The organism is Methylobacterium sp. NEAU K (assembly GCF_030700285.1).
Classification (GTDB): Bacteria; Pseudomonadota; Alphaproteobacteria; order Rhizobiales; family Beijerinckiaceae; genus Methylobacterium.
Map to the genome: position 1 here is coordinate 1 of NZ_JAUYZJ010000025.1, position 16,682 is coordinate 16,682.

Here is a 16,682-nt window from a genome sequence, read left to right on the forward strand (position 1 = left end):
GGCGAATCGCCGTTCCTGCACTACGTGCGCACCGGCCGGGCGGCCGGGCTGATGGCCTGCCCGGAGGATCTGGGTCGCTTCCCGCCCATGGCCGCGCCGGAGCCGCAGGACTGGGACGGCCTGCCCCGGGCCCTGACCATCGCCCAGGCCCGGGTCGTCGTGATCGTGCCGGTCTACAAGGGCCGCGGCGAGACCCTGCGCGCCATCCACGCCTGCCTGTCCCAGCCGCAGCAGACCCCCTTCACCCTGCTCGCCGTCAACGACCGCTCGCCGGACCCGGAGCTCACCGCCGAGCTGGCCGCCCTCGCCCGCAGAGGCCTGTTCCACCTCGTCGAGAACGAACGCAACCTCGGCTTCGTCCGCTCGGTCAACCGCGCCCTCGCCCTGCGCCAGGGCCGGGCCGTGGTCCTGCTCAACTCCGACGCCGAAGTCTTCGGCGACTGGCTCGACCGGCTGGTGGCCCATGCCGAGACGGCCGAGGCTGAGGGCCGCCCGCGTGTCGGCAGCGTCACGCCCCTGTCCAACAACGCGACCATCTGCAGCTACCCGCGCTTCAACGCCAACAACACCATGCCGCTGGAGATCGGCAGGCCCGAGCTCGACCAGGCGGCCCGCGCGCTCAACCGCGGCCGCAGCCTCGAGGTGCCCACCGGCGTCGGCTTCTGCCTGTACATGACCGCCGCGGCGCTCGACGCGGTCGGCGTCCTGGACGAGGAGGCCTTCGGCAAGGGCTACGGCGAGGAGAACGACTGGTGCCTGCGCGCCCGCAAGGCGGGCTTTGCCAACCTCCTGGCCGAGGACGTGTTCGTCTACCATGCCGGCCAGATCTCGTTCGGGCTCGACCCGGGCGGCGAGTACGACCAGGGCCAGGCGGCTCTGCTCGCCAAGCATCCCGACTACACGGCGCTGGTCGGCCAGTTCGTCCAGGCCGATCCCGGCCGGCGCGGCCGGGCGCGGCTCGACCTGTACCGGCTGGCCCGGCACTTCAGCGGCCGGGCCGTGCTGTTCGTGACCCATTCCTGGGGCGGGGGCATCCAGCGGCACATCGACGACATGATCGCCCGGCTCAAGGACGAGGGCGTGAGCGTCGTGCTGCTCTCGGTCGACCGGGACCGGAACATCCAGATCAACGTCTCGTACCGCAGCCGCGAGTTCCTGTACCTGCCGAGCCTCGACAGCCTGTACCTGCCGCGCGACGCGGACGAGGTCGCCGGGTTCATCGACCGGCTGGCGCCGCGCCTGATCCACGTGCACTCGCTGGCGGGCTTACGCTGGTCGGCGGCGCGGGCGCTGATGGACCTGGTCTCCGGGTCGGGGCGGCCCTACGCCTGGACGCTGCACGACTTCTCGCCGGTCTGCCACCGCAACCACCTGGTGATGCCGGACGGGCGCGCTTGCGGGCTGGCGCCGGTGCCTGTGTGCCGGGACTGCCTGGCCATGGACGCGGACGGGTTCGAGGAGCCGGATCCGGGCGAGCGCCGGGCGGCGTTCGGGCGGTTCCTCTCCGGGGCCACGCGGGTGTTCGCGCCCTCGCGCGACACGGCGGCCCGGATCGGGCGGGTGTACCCGGATCTGGCGATCACGGTGCGGCCGCACCTGGAGCCCGACCTCCGGGTGCGCGCGACCGCCCTGCGGCGGCCGGGCCGCGTGCGCCGGGTGGCGGTGCTGGGCGCGATCAGCGCGACGAAGGGCGGCCTGCTGCTGCAGGCGCTGGCCACCGACGCGCAGGACCGGGACCTGCCGCTGCGGTTTGCGGTCGTGGGCTTCTCCGACCCGGCGCTCGCCGGCGGGCTGGCGCGGGTCGGGGTCACCCAGACCGGACGCTACGCGGGCGACGACGAGGCTCTGGATCTCGTCTGGCGGGTCTCGGCCGACCTGGTCCTGCTGCCGGCGATCTGGCCGGAGACCTACTCGTACGCCCTGACGCTGGGGCTGCGGACCGGCCTGCCGGTGGTCGCCTTCGATCTCGGTGCGCCGGGCGAGCGCCTGCGCGCCGACCCGAACGGCCACGTCCTGCCCTACGCCCTCTCGAACGACCCGGCCGCCTTCAACGACCGGCTGATGGCGATCGACATCTCCGCCGGCCGCCGCCCCTCCGTCCCGATCCAGGCGGCCGAATACGACGACCTGATGCGCGCCTATTACGCCCTGGACCTGAGTCCGGCCGGGACGGAAAGCGCAATCGACGAGGATGCCGCATGATCTCCGTCAACGAGGACATGAAGCAGGAGATGCTTCGGCGCGGCATCTCGGTGCTGCATCCGGCCCCGTTCGCCCTGCCGGAGGACTGCACCTTCGAGCCCCCCTGCAGCATCAAGTGGATGGGGATCGATTACTGCCTGACCATGGGGGCGTTCTCCTACGCGGTGAGCGGCTATTATTTCGGTGCCGACATCGCCCGCTACTGCTCGATCGGCGAGAGCGTGCAGGTCGGGCGCGGCAGCCACCCGGTCCATTGCGGCTCGACCTCGCCGCTGTTCTACACGCACCATTCCGCGGTGTTCGACCGCCTCGATCCCCGGGCGGAGGATTACGAGATCTGCGGCCCCTATCTGTGGCCCAAGCGCGTGCGCATCGGCAACGACGTCTATATCGGCCACGGCGCCTTCCTGATGCCCGACATCACGGTGGGTGACGGGGCGATCATCGGCGCCATGGCGGTGGTGACCAAGGACGTGCCGCCCTACGCGATCGTGGCGGGCAGCCCGGCCCGAATCGTGAAGATGCGGTTTCCCGACACGCTGATCGAGCGCTACCTGGCGGTGCAATGGTGGCGCTACGCCTTCTGGGACCTGCGTCAGTGCTCGATCACCGACCCCGAAAAATTCCTCGACGCCGTCGAGGAGCGGATCGCGGGCGGGATGCAGGAATACCGGCCGGAGCTGATCCCGATCCAGTCCCTCGTGCCGGGCGCCTGAGGGTCAGTCCCGGTCGGCGCCGAGCCGCGCGAAGGCCGCCACCAGCGCGTCGGCGGCCGGCTCGGTCAGGTCGCTGAAGCAGAGGCCCTCGCCGACGAACACGGTCCACACCCCGTCGTAGGTCGCTTCCTTGCGGATCCGCATGGCCGTCCTCCGGCATTGATCCGGATCAACGGCCCGGAGCGTGTGGCGTTGCGTCGATGGCGCCCCATCGGTGCCGAGTCGAGAACCTTCCGGGCGGCGGCGGCCCGTGTTTCGTCTGAGGGAATCCTGCCGGGATCATCACTTCAGGATTGTCATGTGGCTTCGTCCGTGGGGACACGATACATGTGGCGGCCGGCTGCAGGATTCCCGTGCATCAGGAAGCCGTCTCCGACCGACCGACTCAGCACCGATCCGGCCGTGAGCTTGCTGTAGGCCCCCAGACTCACGTTCGGAAGGATCGACGCGCCGGTACCCAGGAATGCGGCCGTCCCGCACACAGCGTGCCCGCACAAGCGCGCGCTCGGTGACAGGACGACGGAGTCATCGAGCCGGGCATCGTGACCGATCACCACCTGCGCGTTCAGCAGCACGTTCTCGCCGACCTGCGCGAAGGGGCCGATGAAGACACCGGGATAGACGATCGCCCCGTCTCCGATCACCGCCGACGGGGAAATGTAGGCCCTCGGGTGGACGATCCGTGCCAGGGTAAGGCCCAACCTGACAATCTCGACATACACTGTGTGCCGTACCACCGGATCGCCGATGCAGACGATGAACTGCTTCGCCTCCTTGGCCACGACGGAGGCGATATCCGCATGCGTTGTGAAGGCGTTGCCGCAGACTGCCGTGAGGTCCACAGCCCGCCCTGCCCCGGGGGAAACCACGTCCGTAACCAGGACGTCGTCCCCCCGCTCGCCAGCGTCGAGATCCCGCAAAAAGGTGGCGATCTCGACCGCCAGACTGCCCCCGCCGCACATCACGAGCCGACGCGTCATGGGTTCATCCTACGGTGCTTCGATCGATGGCCACAGAGCCCGTACGGTGCCCTGAGTCATGGCGCCTCGAGTGGCGCCTCGAATCCGGCCACCGCCCGCCACAGGGACGCGCAGGTGGCCGCGACGTCGGCCTCGGTCAGGGATTCGAAAGTCGGCAGGTTGAGCCCGCGGGCCGACCAAATTTCGGCGACCGGATAGCAGGTATCCTCACGATAGGGCGGCTGCTTGTGCATCGGATAGAAGACCGGCCGACTGTCGATCCCCTCGGCCAGAAGCGCGGCCATCACTGCATCCCGCTCGCGGGCGCCGCCCTCGGTGAGCAGCACGGTAACGAGCCAAGGCACGGGCACCGCCCACGGCTCGGCCCCGAGCAGGCGGACGCCGTTGATCCCAGCGAGGCGCTCCGCGTACCAGGCGGCGACCTGACGCCGGGCGGCGAGGATCGCGTCGATCCGTTCGAGCTGGGCGAGGCCGATCGCGGCTGCGACGTTCGTCATCCGGTAGTTGAAACCGACGACCGGATGTATGTAGCGGCGCTGCGGGTCGACGCCCTGACCGCGGTACAGGCGCAGGCGGGCCGCCAGCGCTGCGTCATCCGTCACCACCATGCCCCCCTCGCCGGTGGTGATGATCTTGTTGCCGTAGAAGCTGAAGGTGGCACAGGTACCGAACGACCCGACGGGACGCCCTCGACAGGTCGCCCCATGGGCCTCCGCTGCGTCTTCGACCACGATGAGGCCATGATGTCTGGCGAGGTCCAGGATCGGGTCCATGTTGGCCGGATGGCCGTAGAGGTGGACCGGCAGGATGGCCTTGGTGCGCGAGGTAATTCGTTCCGCAAGACGATCCGGGTCGAGGTTGAGGGTCGCAGGCTCGCAATCGACGAAGACCGGCTTGGCTCCGCAATAGGTCACCGCGTTCGCCGACGCGATGTAGGTGAGGTCGGGCACGATCACCTCATCACCGGGGCCGATGCCGAGGGCGGTGAGAGCAAGGTGAAGCGCGGCGGTGCCGTTGTTGACCGCCACGGCGTGGGATACGCCGCAGAAACGGGCGAAGGCGGCCTCGAAGGCATCGAGGAAGCGGCCGGTGGACGAGATCCAGGTGCTGTCGAGGCATTCGAGCACGTAGGCGCGCTCGTTCCCGGCCAGGTTCGGAGCGGCCACGGGGAGGAAGGGGCGGGGGGGCATGATCAGACGGTCGGCCCGGCGGCGAGCAGCGCTTCATCCGCCTCGCTGATCGGCCGGCCGGCGGCTTTGCGGTAAAGTACACCGAAACGACGGACCACCGATTCCCAGGTGTGCCGGGCAACGACATCCCGCCCGCGGGCGGTGAGTTGATCACGCAGGGACGCATCCGCCCACAGCTTGAAGATGACGCTGGCCATCTCACCGCTGTCGTCGGGATCGAACAGGATTGCGCCGCCGGCGGTCTGCGACGGCAGCGAGGTTGCGTTGGAGCAGGCGACGGGACAACCGATCGTAAAGGCCTCCCAGATCGGTGCGCTGGCAGCCTCGAATTTCGTCGGAACGAGAACGCCGCGGGCGAGGTGATAGAGCAGCACCAGATCGCGCTGGGCGATGTAGCCGGCCCACCGGATGCAGTCGCTCACGTTGAGGGCGGCCGCCCGCTCGAGTACACGCAGCGAGAACGGCACGAACGCTCCGGTGAAGACCATGAGCGGCGGCTCCAGGCCCTGGGCCCGCAACAGGGCTGCGGCCTCCACCAAGCCGATGTGGTTCTTGTGCGCCCATCCGGCTGCCGGATAGAGCAGGAAGCCGCCCGGCTGGAGCCGCAAGCGGTCGCAGATCGTCCGCACCTCCGCGGGTGTCGGCGGCGTGCGGTCGGCGGCGGGCGGCGCGAACGGGATGACGGCCATCTTCTCGGACGGCACGCGGTATTGCCGCCCGACATCCTCGGCAATCCAGTGCGAGGCCACGGGAATGATTTTCGCCACGCCACAGAAATACTGGTAGATCACCTCGCGATGCTCGAGTTCGGTCTCAGAGAAGAACTGCGGCAGGTGGAGATGCTGGAGATCGTGCGGGTGGTAGACGAGGGGCAGGTCGGAATCGATCGCGAATTGCGACAGGGCGTGCACCACCGTCACGCCTGCGGACCGCAATGGGCCCGTGGCGTCGGAAAGCTTCACCCGGAGCGTCGTGCTCTCGTCCTGGAAGTTGAACATCCGCTTGGCCGCCGGCGTGCCGGCCAGCCTGAACGCACGCTCGCGCACCGGCAGGGCTCCGGTGTTCAGCGGCAGCAACCTGCAATGGTCCGGCATGATGGCACGCAGGTCGTCGCGCGCCGGCGAGTCCACGATCAGGGAAAAGCGAAAGGCGTCCGCCGGGAGATGGTGGAGATGCGTCACCAGACCCCGCGTGACCTCGGCCACGCCCCCGGCTGCCCCGAGGGCGGGACGCGCATCGATCGCGACATGAAGTTGTTCGGACACTGTACGGAGTCCCTTTGACGATCCCGCCCAACAGTTCTGGCGGGCGACTCATCGGGCCGGATCCTTGCCCGGGGCTGTCTCACCAGGGAATGCGGCCGTAACGGTGGGTGAGCCTCGCGTATTCCGCCTGGCTCTGCTGTGTGAGGACCGGGTCGACGGCGATGCGCGCCGTGCCGGAGCGGGAATGCACCAGGCGGGTGACCAGCGGAGCCAGCATCGTGTGGCGCGTCACCTCCAGGTTGGCTCCGCCAAACCGCACGACGTTGGCGAGCCAGGGCCGCACCTGTTCCGCCAGTGCGATGTTGGCCGGCGCCATCGCGTCGACGAGATGACAGCGCCTGATGCCGCTTTCGCCCAGCCGGCCGAGCCATTCATTGTCGAGATGCCAGCGCATGGCAGGATCGAAGCATCCAACCCGCCGGAGGGTATCGAACGGCATCATCCAGCCCGACGGGGTCGGGAAGTCGTTGATGCGGATGATCTGGCCGTTTTCGTCGACCTCGAGCTGGGTTGTCGAGACGAAGCCGTAGCGTTTCAGGGCACCTAGACTCCAAGTCAGGTAGTTCGGATCCCAGCGATCGTCGTCCTCCAGGAATGCGATGCAGTCGAAGCGGTCGCCCGCAGCCGCGATCCCGGCATTCAGGGCTCCCGCCTGCGAGCACGCATCGCTGCGCGCCCAGACGATGTCGCTCCGCGCCGCGAGGCGTGGGGGGATGTCCGCATCCGCATCGATACCGACGATGAAGGCGAGCGAGGCGTCGCCCTCCGCAAGGGCGGTCTGAGCCAATGCGCTGGCGATTGCCCGCTCCACGAAGTGTTCGTTGGGGCCGATCTGCTGCAGACGGGATGGGATGATTACCCCGATCGACAATGCTGTTGACGCCACGCGTCCCTCCGACGACCGCATTCCGTTCCTGATCGAGCCCGGATCTCATCAAGCTCATGATCGCGACCCGACGGGCGGCTAGATGCCGACTTCCCGCACGCGTGTTCCTCGCATGCTTGGCGCGATGATAATATTCATATCCTTCATCAGGCGCCGCAAGTCCGGTAATCACGATTCGGCACGGACCAGATAAATAATTATGTTGTCGCATTACTGATTAATACGTGATCCCCGCCCCGAAGGAACGGGATCAACTCGTACCTAGCCGCTCCGGTTCGAGAGCGGAGATAAATCCGATTCCGCCACCGAACGCCAAACGACGGTCTCTCGCTCGAACAAGATGGTGCAATGAAGCGATTCCGATCGTTCAAAAGAGTTGCATTCGACCGTTTTCCCAATTTTGAGGATCGTATTAATATTCGATGATTTGAATTTCGAATCGCTGCCGGAACATAATCATGAATCTAAATATCCAAAAATCGGCCGATGTGTGATGTCCGATACGTTGACACGCCATCGCGCCGTCTGTCAACGGTGGTTTATTCAAGTATATATTTTTGTCATAATCGATATTTACATTTAAATTTCAAACGTTATAAATCCGCACCTGAAATTTATATCTATTTATTCCGTTCGACTGCGAGGATACTGATCCAGATGATTTACGCGAAATCCATCACGCGGCGAGCTATTTAAAGTCGCCGGCTCACCGGAACATGCGCGACGCAACGACGATCGGGTCCCCGATCGGCGTGATCGGGTTTGACTCTGCTCCAGCGCGTCCCGCACAGATCCGCCGAAAGCCGCGACGTTTCCGCGGCCGACAGGAGGACACCGTCGGCGGGATCCAGTCCTGCCAGGGGAGGCCATCCTGGAGCGGCAACCTCACCCCGCCAGCACCCGCGCCGCCGCCTCCCCCAGCGCCCGCACGCCGAGGGCGAGATCGGCGTCGCTCGTATCCTCCGCCCAGTGGTGGCTGATGCCGCCGATCGACGGGACGAACAGCATCGCGGCCGGCAGGATCCGGGCGACGTTCTGGGCGTCGTGGCCGGCGCCCGAGGGCATCACCTGCCAGGCGCCGGGGCAGACCCGCTCGGAGGCCTCCGACAGCGCGCGCATCAGCCCGGCGTCGCAGGGGGCGGGGATCGCCTTCGACAGGGCCGTGAGGGTGGCGGGGCAGCGCTCGCGCCGGTTCGACTCGCGCACCAGCGCCTCCAGGCACGCCTCCATCCGCTCCAGCACCGGCATCGATACGTCGCGGAACTGAAAGACCACCTCGGCGCGGCCCGGGATGATGCTGAAGCCGCCGGGGTCCAGGGTGATCCGCCCGGTGGTCCAGGTGCTGCGCGGGCCGCAGACCGTTGGGAATTCCCGGTCGATCGCCGCGAGCAGGCGCACCGCCGAGAGGCCCGCGTCCCGGCGCTCGGCCATGGTGGTGCCGCCGGCATGGTCCTGGCTGCCTTCGAACACGATCCGGAATTGCCAGATCGCCACGATGCCGCTCACCACCCCGAGATGCAGGCCGGCGGATTCGAGCTGCGTGCCCTGCTCGATGTGCATCTCCAGGAAGCCCCGGTAGCGGTCGGGATCGAGCCGCATCCGGGGCAGGCCGGTGAGGCCGGCGGCCTCGAGGGCCGTGCGCAGGGGCGTGCCGTCGGTGCGGTTGCGGGCGGCGTCGATCTCGGCCTCGGTCAGCTCGCCGATCGCCGAGCGGCTGCCCAGGAAGCCGCCGGAGAAGTGCCCCTCCTCGTCCGCGAAGGCGACGACGTCGACCGGCAGCCCGGCGCGCGCCAGCGCGACCCCTGCGACGACGCCGAGGGCCCCGTCGAGCCAGCCGGCCTCGTTCTGGGTCTCGATGTGGCTGCCCACCAGGAGATGCGGCCCGGGGCCGCGATGGCGCCCGAGCACGTTGCCGATCCCGTCGATCGAGGCCTCCAGGCCGCAGCCCTCGAGCCGGGCCATCAGCCAGCGGCGGGATTCCATGTCCTGGGGCGAGAAAGTCGGGCGGTGGACGCCGGTGCGGAACCGGCCGATGCCGCGCAGCGCGTGCAGGTCGGCCAGGAAGGCCTTGGTGTCGATCTCGGTCATGCTGGGCCCGGGTGCTGAACGGTCGGGCCGTGCAAGCTCCGTGCGCCGCGGCCCTGGTCGGCATCGTCCCGAACGGCTGCCGCCGTTCGGGACGATGCGCTATTCCGCCGCCGCAGGGCTCCAGGCCGCCGGCGCCTGCGGGCCCTGTACCCCCGCCATCCAGGCGGCGAGGTCGGTCCGGGCCCGGTCGGTCAGGGCCCGCTTCTTCAGCACGGCCTTTTCGGGCCCGCGCAGGCGGCGCCCGGTCTCGTTGCGGGGCGCCCGCTCGAGGGGCGGGAACAGGCCGAAATTGACGTTCATCGGCTGGAACGAGCGCGGGGCGTTGGCCTCGCCGTCGGCCACGACGTGCCCGCCGGTGATGTGGGCGATGAGCGCGCCGAGCGCCGTGGTCTGGGGCAGGGGGGCCAACGGATTGCCCGCGGCCTCGGCCACCGCGAAGCGGCCGGCCATCAGCCCGACCGCTGCGCTCTCGACATAGCCCTCGCAGCCGGTGATCTGGCCGGCGAAGCGCAGGGTCGGCCTGGCCTTGAGGCGAAGGGTGGCGTCGAGCAGCCGCGGGCTGTCGAGATAGGTGTTGCGGTGCAGGCCGCCCAGGCGCGCGAACTCGGCCTTCTCCAGCCCCGGGATGGTGCGGAAGATCCGGACCTGCTCGGCATAGGTCAGCTTCGTCTGGAAGCCGACCATGTTGTAGAGGGTACCCAGCGCGTTGTCCTGGCGCAGCTGCACGATCGCGCAGGGCTTCACCAGGGGATCGCGCGGGTTCGTGAGCCCCACGGGCTTCATCGGGCCGTGCCGCAGGGTCTCGGGGCCGCGCTCGGCCATCACCTCGATCGGCAGGCAGCCGTCGAAATACGGCGTGCCCTCCCACTGCTTGAACCCAATCTTTTCGCCCTTCACGAGGGCGGTCACGAAGGCGTCGTACTGCGCCCGGTCCATCGGGCAGTTGAGGTAGTCGGCCCCCGTGCCGCCGGGGCCGGGCTTGTCGTAGCGGGACTGGAACCACGCCACGTCCATGTCGATGGAGTCGCGGTGGACGATCGGCGCGATGGCGTCGAAGAAGGCGAGCGAGTCGGCGCCGGTGAGCGACCGGATTCCCTCGGCCAAAGCCGGGGCGGTGAGCGGGCCGGTGGCGACGATGCAGGAGCCCCATTCCTCCGGCGGCAGCCCCTCGACCTCGCCGCGCACGACCGCAACGTTGGGATGCTGTTCGAGCGCCCGGGTCACAGCGGCGGAAAAACCCTCGCGGTCCACCGCCAGGGCGCCGCCCGCCGGCACCTGGTTCGCGTCGGCCGCCCGCATGATCAGCGAGCCCAGGCTGCGCATCTCCTGGTGGAGTAGGCCGACGGCATTGCTCTCCGGGTCGTCCGACCGGAACGAGTTCGAGCAGACGAGCTCGGCCAGGCCGTCCGTCTGGTGGGCCTCGGTGCCGCGCACGGGGCGCATCTCGTGGATCACGGCGCGATGGCCGGCCTCGGCCACCTGCCAGGCCGCCTCGGATCCCGCGAGGCCGCCGCCGACGATGTGAAGGGTCTGTGTCATGCCCGAAAATAGCGAAGGACCGTCGCCCGGATCAACGGGCGGCGGTCCTTGGATCGGCTCTTGCGGTCGCGGAGATCAGGCGCGGGCGATGCCGTGGATCTCGCTGCGGTTGATGCCGAGATCGGCAAGATCGCGATCCGAGAGGCGGGAGAGCTGCGAGACGGTGTCGCGGTACCGGAGATAGGCGCGGACGCGGCTCAGGACGCTACGGGCGGCGGACATGGTGGACCTTGACCTCTGTTCAGGCAGATGATGGCGCCCTCTTGCGCATCGCTGCCTCTTGTTGGTGCAACGCACATATAAACCCGCCGCAGCGCAGCAGGAGAGGCAAGGTCAAGCATCTGATCTGCATGGGCCGCATGGCCGGCTTAAGAATCCGGCAACCTTGCGGTCTGGTCATTCTTTGGGCGCATGCGGAACCTGCAACCTGGACGCGCGAAGGGCGCCCCGCCGGCCGGCAGGGCGCCCTTCGCATCGCGGATCGGAACTCGCTCGATCAGTAGAACGGGCGCGGGCCGTAGAAGCCGTAGGGCCGGTAATAAGGCCGCGGCCGGACATAGCCGCCGAAATAGGCCGGCCGGCGCCAGTAGGGGCGGGGGCCCCAGCCCCAGTTCGGGCGGCAGATGCCCCAGGGATTGGGGTGGAAGCCTGGACCGCAGCCGCCCGCCGCCTGGGCGGAGCCCGCAAGCCCGAGGCCGCCGGCGATCGCGGCGGCCATAACGAGCGCCTTCGCGCGTGGTGCGCTCAGAATCGTCATGAGAGATCTCCTCAACGCGTCCGGCGGATCGGCAGCCGGTCGAAGGAGACTCGGCCACGCCGCCTGAACCGACGCTGAGCCTGCGGTTGTATCCGGTGCAGGCTTGCGGCGGCGGTCGGGCAACGCATCGCCCGCGGCGACGGTTTCTTGCGGCACCGCACCGCACCCGACGATCCGCGCAGGCCGCGGATCGTCGGTCGTCCGGCCCGCCCGTCAGTGCAGGGAGGGCGTGCGCAGGAACCGCTCCCGCTCCCCCGAGACGAGGGCGAGCTTCACGCTGCGCCCCTCGCGGCGCACGGTAAGCGGGACCCGCACGCCGGCCTCGCCCAGCGCCCAGATGCTGCGGAACAGGGCGGCGAGGTCCGGGACCGGCTCGCCCGCCACCGCCTCGATCACGTCGCCGCTCTGCAGGCCACCGGTCTCGGCGGGCCCGCCATCGGCGAGACCCATCACCACGATGCCCTCCTCGCTCTCGGTTGCGTAGAGGCCGAGCCAGGGCCGCGGCGGCCGGTTCGCGCGCCCGCGGGTCGCCAGATCGTCGAGGATCGGCGGCAGCAGGTCGATCGGCACCACCATGTTGATCGGGCGCGCGCCACTGGCCCCCCCCTGCTGCAATTGCAGCGAGCCGATGCCGAGCAGCTCGCCCTGGGCGCCGATCAGCGCGGTGCCGCCCCAGTGCGGGTGCGCCGGGGCGGTGAACAGGGCCTCGTCGAGGACGTACTCCCAGTAGCCCGCGAATTCCTGCCGGGCGACGACCTCGACGGCGACGCAGCGCTGCCGTCCGCCCGCTCCCGCCAGCACCGCCCGGTCGCCCGTCTTCAGCCCGGCGGAGCGGCCGAGCGGCAGGGCCGGCACGCCGAGTTCGCCCAGCGCCTGGACCAGGCCGAAGCCGGTGGCGGCATCGAAGCCGAGCACGTGGCCGGGCACCGAGCGGCCCTCCCGGGTGGTCAGCCACACGCTCTCGGCCTCCGTGACGAGGTAGCCGACCGTGAGCACCAGACCGTCCTCCCGGATCACCACGCCGTTGCCGGCGCGCTCGGTCCCCAGCGTCTCGGCTGTGAAGGCACCCTCCGGCACCCGCGCCGACAGGGCGAGCACCGCCGAGAGCGCCCGATCGAGGTCGTAGCCGTAATCCGCAGGCCTGGGCTGGGCCTGCGCGGGGATCTTCCACTCGCCCTGCGTCGCCATGAGGTTCCTTCGGGTCGTCCGCCCTGCGCCGGCCGGCGCCGGACGCGCGAAATCGAGACAAGATAGGATGTCCGTGCGGTTCGTGCCACGCGCGACGGGGCGCCACGCGCGAATCGCAGTCCGGCGGCGCGCCGGCACATCCTGCGCGGCGCCCCGAGTAGCCTTCACCACGAGGTTCTGCGATCCTGCGTTGAGAACCTGCTGACGATCAAAACCACGCGTGGACGAAGTGTTGGCCTACCACCGCAAGTCGGCTTAGAGCTATGCGCGCAGGCGCGACCGGCGGGAAACGGCGCGTGGGAAGCGGGGACGGATCTTGGGGGGACCGACCTTTGCCGCAGGCTCGTCCGGCACCGCGGCGCCGCCGGATGCGCGCGGCTCCGACGATGCGCGGCTGCGTCGGCTGCTGGCCGAGATCGGGCGCGGCGAGGCGGGCGCGCTCGCCGAACTCTACGACCTGACGAGCCCGAAACTCTTCGGCGTGATCCTGCGTATCCAGCGTGACCGATCGCTCGCCGAGGACGTCCTTCAGGACGCCTATCTGCGGATCTGGCAGGCGGCCGGGAGCTACGATCCCGAGGCCGGGCGCCCGCTGGCGTGGCTGTGCACGATCGCCCGGAACCGGGCGATCGACGGCCTGCGCCGGAAGGGCACGGTCGAGGTTCAGGGACCGGTGCGGGACGACGGCGAGGATTGGGTGACGCGGCTTATGGACCCGCACGACGACGCGGCGGCGTTCCTGGACCGGGAGGCGCTGGGCGCCTGCCTGGGCCGGCTGGAGCCGGCGCACCGGGACTGCGTGGTGCTGGCCTATTGCGAGGGCCGCTCCCGGGACGAGCTGGCCCAACGCTTCGACCGGCCGGTCAACACGATCAAGACCTGGCTGCACCGGGCGCTGACCTCCCTGAAGACCTGCCTGGAGGCCGTGTCGTGAGCGCGGGCAGCGGCGGGTCCGGCTCGGAGGCCGCCCCGGATCCGGACCTGCACGCGGCCGAGTACGTGCTCGGCACCCTCGGCGCGCGGGAGCGGGCCGAGATGGCGCGCGCGATCGCCGCCGATCCCGGCGCGGCCGGCCGGGTGCGTGCGTGGGAGCGGCGGCTCGCGCCGCTGCTCGACGCGGTCCCGCCCGTGGCGCCGCCGGCGCGGGTGCGCGCGGCGCTGCTGCGGTCGCTGCCGGGGGGCCCCGTCGGATCGCCCGACCAGCTCGCGCTCCTGCGCCGGCAGGTGCGGCGCTGGCGGATCGCCGCCGCGGGGGCCGGGCTGCTGGCGGCCGGACTCGCGCTGTTCGTGGCGGTCGGGTCGCGCCCGGAACCGGAGGGCGGCCGCTACCTCGCGGTGGTCCAGGGCGGCGGGGCCCTCCCGGCGCTGATCGTCCGGGTCGACACGCGCACCGGCATCGCGCAGGTCAGGCCGGTCGGCGCCGACGCGCCCGCGGGCCGGAGCCTGGAGCTCTGGTATGTCGGCGCAGAGGGGCCGAAGCCCCTCGGCCTCGTGGGGGGCACCCCGAGCCGGGTGACGCTGCCGCCGGGCGCCGCACAGGACGGGGTGATCGCGGTCTCGGTGGAGCCGCCGGGCGGCTCGCCGAGCGGCCGGCCCACGGGGCCGGTGGTCTATACCGGCAGGCTGATCGCCGAGTAGGGCCGCCCGGGCTTTCCCGGCGGCGCCCCGTGAGGCGGTCCCGTTGCGGGGCTCCCGGCGCCGCATCGGAGGCCGGCGGACGCTTTGCCCGCCCAATCGCGCGCGAGCGGAATGCCCGCGGCACCGGGAGGCGCCGCGGGCGACCGGATCAGGGCATCAGCACGGCGTTGACGACGTGGATCACGCCGTTCGACTGCATCACGTTCGGGATCGTCACCGAGGCGGTGCCGCCCTTCACGTCGGTGATGAGGACCGTCTTGCCCTGCACCGCGACGGCGAGCGGCTCACCCTCGACGGTGGTGAGCTGGCCCTGGCCGCCGCCCTTCTTGACCAGCGCCACCAAGTCCTTGGCGGTGTAGACGCCCGGGACCACGTGGTAGGTCAGGATCTTGGTCAGCGTCGGCTTGTTCTGCGGCTGCACGAGGCTCTCGACGGTGCCCGCCGGGAGCTTGGCGAAGGCCGCGTTCGTGGGCGCGAACACCGTGAAGGGGCCGGGCCCGCTCAGGGTGTCGACGAGGCCCGCGGCCTTCACCGCCGCGACGAGGGTGGTGTGGTCCCGGGAGTTGACCGCGTTCTCCACGATCGTCTTGTTGGCGTACATCGGCGCGCCGCCGACCATCGGGTTCTTGGCGTAGGCCGCGCCGGTCGCACCCAGGCCGAGGGCGAGGGTCAGGGCGACAGCCCGCACCGCGCGGCGGCCGTTGAATCCGTTAAGCATCTGGTTTCCTTCCGTCAGGCACCCCGTCATCCGGGATCGCATCGCCCGTTACGGACGCCCGTGCGGAAAGGTTTCGCGGACCGGATCGCGGGCGCGATCACGCCCGCGGCGCAACAAAAAACCGCCCGGCCGGGGCCGGGCGGTGCACCGTCCTGCCGGACGGTCTGGCGGAGATCCGGGATCTCCCGCCGCCGCGCGGGGCGGCAGCGGGAGACCGGCGTCTCGATCCTCGCGGATCAGTACTTGCGGACCAGAGCGGTCGGGACCGGCGAAGCGGGCGCCGGCGAGTACAGCGGCACGATGAACCGGATCCAACCGTCGGTGGAGTAGTCGCTGCGGGTCCGGCCGAAGGCGTTGGTGTACTGCGCACCGGTGACCACGTCGCGGGCGACGTAGGCCTGGACGGTGAAGATCTTGAAGTCGTAGCCGATGAGGCCGCCGAGGGCGAACCGGCCGCGATTGCCGGCCGCAGCGCTGAACTGGCTGATGTCGAAGTTGTAGGTGCCGTAGCCGACGGCGCCGATCTCGAAGTTGCCGAACTTCTTCGTCGCAGTGAGGTCGAAGTTCAGGGCATCCGACAGGCGGATCGGGCCGATCGCGGCGCCGACCTGGCCGGGGAAGCGACCGGGCGAGTCGTAGATGTTGGCGGTCAGGTTGGCGGTGAGGTTCCAGCCGTCGCCGGTGTAGCTGCCGGCGATGCCGAAGCGGTAGGTGTTGGAGGAGAGCTGCGGCAGCACCGGGGTGGCCGTCGTGCCGTTGGCGGTGATGATCGAGCCGCGATCACCGTTGAGGTCGTTCAGGTACACGCCGCCGAGCAAGCTGACGCCGAAGTTGCTGCCGAGGTCGAACGCCCAGATGCCGCCGACGAAGGTGCCGACGTTGATCGAGATGTCCTTGTTGCGCACGCCCGCCGGGTTGCGGGTGAAGGCGAACACGGTCGGAGGCGCGACGAGCAGCTCGACGCGGCCGCCGAACGGCACCAGCGGGGTCGACCACACCAGCACCGGGATGTTGACGGCCGTATCCGGATCGTTCCGGCCGTCGGTGCGGCGGTAGGTGAAGGTATTGATGGCGTAGATGCCCTCGGGCAGCGGAGCGCCGACCGCGAGGCCGACCTGCTCGCCCGGCACGGTCGTGGTCTGCGCCTGCGCGATGGTCGAAGTCATGCCGACCGTGAGCGCGACCGCGCCGGCCGCGAGCCAGTTCTTCATCATTTTCTCATTCCTTCCCAAGGTCTCAAGGCATCCGTCCCGCATTCGGCATTACCCTGCCGGTCTGCTCGCCGATCGCGGCCGCCAGCTTTGGATCTGCCGAGCGCCCCCACGGAGCCCGCCCGTCTCAACGTCGGTGACTATTCTACAGAGACCTGCGGAAAGACAGTGGAATGCCCGCCGAAGCGCCAAAACCGGCTGAACCGTTGCGCAAAAGCCGCATTTTTGCGGCGATGCAACACAGTGCCGGCGCGGGAATTCGGACGGGCGGCCGGCAAAATATCGTTGAACGGTCAAGCTGTTG

Annotated in this window: 16 protein-coding genes; 4 read left to right on the forward strand and 12 right to left on the reverse strand. The window is 69.6% G+C overall.

The genetic code is table 11. The annotated features are described in order from the left end of the window. Positions 1 to 2,202: glycosyltransferase (locus Q8W67_RS18850; protein ID WP_305548499.1), on the forward strand; the 2,202-nt coding region annotated here is incomplete at its 5' end. After that, on the forward strand, positions 2,199 to 2,918 hold the full coding sequence (locus Q8W67_RS18855; protein ID WP_305548501.1) for a CatB-related O-acetyltransferase: 720 nt from the start codon (positions 2,199 to 2,201) through the stop codon (positions 2,916 to 2,918). The genes Q8W67_RS18850 and Q8W67_RS18855, both read left to right, overlap by 4 nt. 3 nt (positions 2,919 to 2,921) lie before the next feature. Here Q8W67_RS18855 and Q8W67_RS18860 read toward each other — a convergent pair whose 3' ends face one another. From Q8W67_RS18860 to Q8W67_RS18905, 10 genes are all read right to left on the reverse strand, one after another. Further along, positions 2,922 to 3,062, reverse strand: a complete 141-nt coding sequence (locus tag Q8W67_RS18860; protein WP_305548503.1) for a hypothetical protein — start codon at positions 3,060 to 3,062, stop codon at positions 2,922 to 2,924. A 152-nt stretch (positions 3,063 to 3,214) separates the two neighbouring features. Next, positions 3,215 to 3,898 (reverse strand): acetyltransferase, encoded by a 684-nt coding sequence (locus Q8W67_RS18865; RefSeq protein ID WP_305548505.1) that lies wholly within the window; start codon positions 3,896 to 3,898, stop codon positions 3,215 to 3,217. Between the two features lie 56 nt (positions 3,899 to 3,954). Beyond that, positions 3,955 to 5,088: a DegT/DnrJ/EryC1/StrS aminotransferase family protein gene (locus tag Q8W67_RS18870; RefSeq protein WP_305548507.1), complete on the reverse strand. Its 1,134-nt coding sequence runs from the start codon at positions 5,086 to 5,088 to the stop codon at positions 3,955 to 3,957. Between the two features lie 2 nt (positions 5,089 to 5,090). Then, positions 5,091 to 6,353, reverse strand: a complete 1,263-nt coding sequence (locus Q8W67_RS18875; protein ID WP_305548510.1) for a glycosyltransferase family 1 protein — start codon at positions 6,351 to 6,353, stop codon at positions 5,091 to 5,093. Positions 6,354 to 6,432: 79 nt separating this feature from the next. Next, positions 6,433 to 7,260 (reverse strand): glycosyltransferase family A protein, encoded by an 828-nt coding sequence (locus Q8W67_RS18880; RefSeq protein ID WP_305548512.1) that lies wholly within the window; start codon positions 7,258 to 7,260, stop codon positions 6,433 to 6,435. Between the two features lie 864 nt (positions 7,261 to 8,124). Next, positions 8,125 to 9,327 (reverse strand): Zn-dependent hydrolase, encoded by a 1,203-nt coding sequence (locus Q8W67_RS18885; protein ID WP_305548514.1) that lies wholly within the window; start codon positions 9,325 to 9,327, stop codon positions 8,125 to 8,127. Between the two features lie 99 nt (positions 9,328 to 9,426). Further along, the gene (gene trmFO, locus Q8W67_RS18890; protein WP_305548516.1) at positions 9,427 to 10,866 is read right to left on the reverse strand and encodes a methylenetetrahydrofolate--tRNA-(uracil(54)-C(5))-methyltransferase (FADH(2)-oxidizing) TrmFO; all 1,440 of its coding nucleotides are present in this window, start codon (positions 10,864 to 10,866) and stop codon (positions 9,427 to 9,429) included. A gap of 75 nt (positions 10,867 to 10,941) precedes the next feature. Further along, on the reverse strand, positions 10,942 to 11,088 hold the full coding sequence (locus Q8W67_RS18895) for a DUF1127 domain-containing protein (protein ID WP_243968864.1): 147 nt from the start codon (positions 11,086 to 11,088) through the stop codon (positions 10,942 to 10,944). A gap of 274 nt (positions 11,089 to 11,362) precedes the next feature. Continuing rightward, positions 11,363 to 11,623: a GCG_CRPN prefix-to-repeats domain-containing protein gene (locus Q8W67_RS18900; protein WP_305548520.1), complete on the reverse strand. Its 261-nt coding sequence runs from the start codon at positions 11,621 to 11,623 to the stop codon at positions 11,363 to 11,365. Between the two features lie 213 nt (positions 11,624 to 11,836). Then, the gene (locus tag Q8W67_RS18905) at positions 11,837 to 12,811 is read right to left on the reverse strand and encodes a S1C family serine protease (protein ID WP_305548522.1); all 975 of its coding nucleotides are present in this window, start codon (positions 12,809 to 12,811) and stop codon (positions 11,837 to 11,839) included. 394 nt (positions 12,812 to 13,205) lie between these two features. On the opposite strand from Q8W67_RS18905, the gene Q8W67_RS18910 reads away from it, so the two are divergent. Then, positions 13,206 to 13,745 carry a sigma-70 family RNA polymerase sigma factor gene (locus Q8W67_RS18910; protein ID WP_305548636.1) on the forward strand — a complete coding sequence of 180 codons (540 nt, stop codon included), beginning with the start codon at positions 13,206 to 13,208 and terminating at the stop codon, positions 13,743 to 13,745. Beyond that, on the forward strand, positions 13,742 to 14,449 hold the full coding sequence (locus Q8W67_RS18915; RefSeq protein ID WP_305548525.1) for an anti-sigma factor domain-containing protein: 708 nt from the start codon (positions 13,742 to 13,744) through the stop codon (positions 14,447 to 14,449). The genes Q8W67_RS18910 and Q8W67_RS18915 overlap by 4 nt, the downstream gene beginning before the upstream one ends. Positions 14,450 to 14,597: 148 nt before the next feature. On the opposite strand, the gene Q8W67_RS18920 is transcribed toward Q8W67_RS18915, so the two are convergent. After that, on the reverse strand, positions 14,598 to 15,167 hold the full coding sequence (locus Q8W67_RS18920; RefSeq protein ID WP_305548528.1) for a fasciclin domain-containing protein: 570 nt from the start codon (positions 15,165 to 15,167) through the stop codon (positions 14,598 to 14,600). Between the two features lie 236 nt (positions 15,168 to 15,403). Beyond that, complete coding sequence (locus Q8W67_RS18925; RefSeq protein ID WP_305548530.1) at positions 15,404 to 16,381, reverse strand: transporter; 978 nt, start codon at positions 16,379 to 16,381, stop codon at positions 15,404 to 15,406. Positions 16,382 to 16,682 lie beyond the last annotated feature (301 nt).

What these genes read in the sequence shown, in the direction of transcription:
- Q8W67_RS18885 (WP_305548514.1), bottom strand. Translation starts at nt 9,327, where the DNA reads ATGACCGAGATCGACACCAAGGCCTTCCTGGCCGACCTGCACGCGCTG.
- Q8W67_RS18880 (WP_305548512.1), bottom strand. Translation starts at nt 7,260, where the DNA reads ATGCGGTCGTCGGAGGGACGCGTGGCGTCAACAGCATTGTCGATCGGG.
- Q8W67_RS18900 (WP_305548520.1), bottom strand. Translation starts at nt 11,623, where the DNA reads ATGACGATTCTGAGCGCACCACGCGCGAAGGCGCTCGTTATGGCCGCC.
- Q8W67_RS18855 (WP_305548501.1), top strand. Translation starts at nt 2,199, where the DNA reads ATGATCTCCGTCAACGAGGACATGAAGCAGGAGATGCTTCGGCGCGGC.
- Q8W67_RS18870 (WP_305548507.1), bottom strand. Translation starts at nt 5,088, where the DNA reads ATGCCCCCCCGCCCCTTCCTCCCCGTGGCCGCTCCGAACCTGGCCGGG.
- Q8W67_RS18920 (WP_305548528.1), bottom strand. Translation starts at nt 15,167, where the DNA reads ATGCTTAACGGATTCAACGGCCGCCGCGCGGTGCGGGCTGTCGCCCTG.
- trmFO (WP_305548516.1), bottom strand. Translation starts at nt 10,866, where the DNA reads ATGACACAGACCCTTCACATCGTCGGCGGCGGCCTCGCGGGATCCGAG.
- Q8W67_RS18925 (WP_305548530.1), bottom strand. Translation starts at nt 16,381, where the DNA reads ATGATGAAGAACTGGCTCGCGGCCGGCGCGGTCGCGCTCACGGTCGGC.
- Q8W67_RS18905 (WP_305548522.1), bottom strand. Translation starts at nt 12,811, where the DNA reads ATGGCGACGCAGGGCGAGTGGAAGATCCCCGCGCAGGCCCAGCCCAGG.
- Q8W67_RS18865 (WP_305548505.1), bottom strand. Translation starts at nt 3,898, where the DNA reads ATGACGCGTCGGCTCGTGATGTGCGGCGGGGGCAGTCTGGCGGTCGAG.
- Q8W67_RS18895 (WP_243968864.1), bottom strand. Translation starts at nt 11,088, where the DNA reads ATGTCCGCCGCCCGTAGCGTCCTGAGCCGCGTCCGCGCCTATCTCCGG.
- Q8W67_RS18860 (WP_305548503.1), bottom strand. Translation starts at nt 3,062, where the DNA reads ATGCGGATCCGCAAGGAAGCGACCTACGACGGGGTGTGGACCGTGTTC.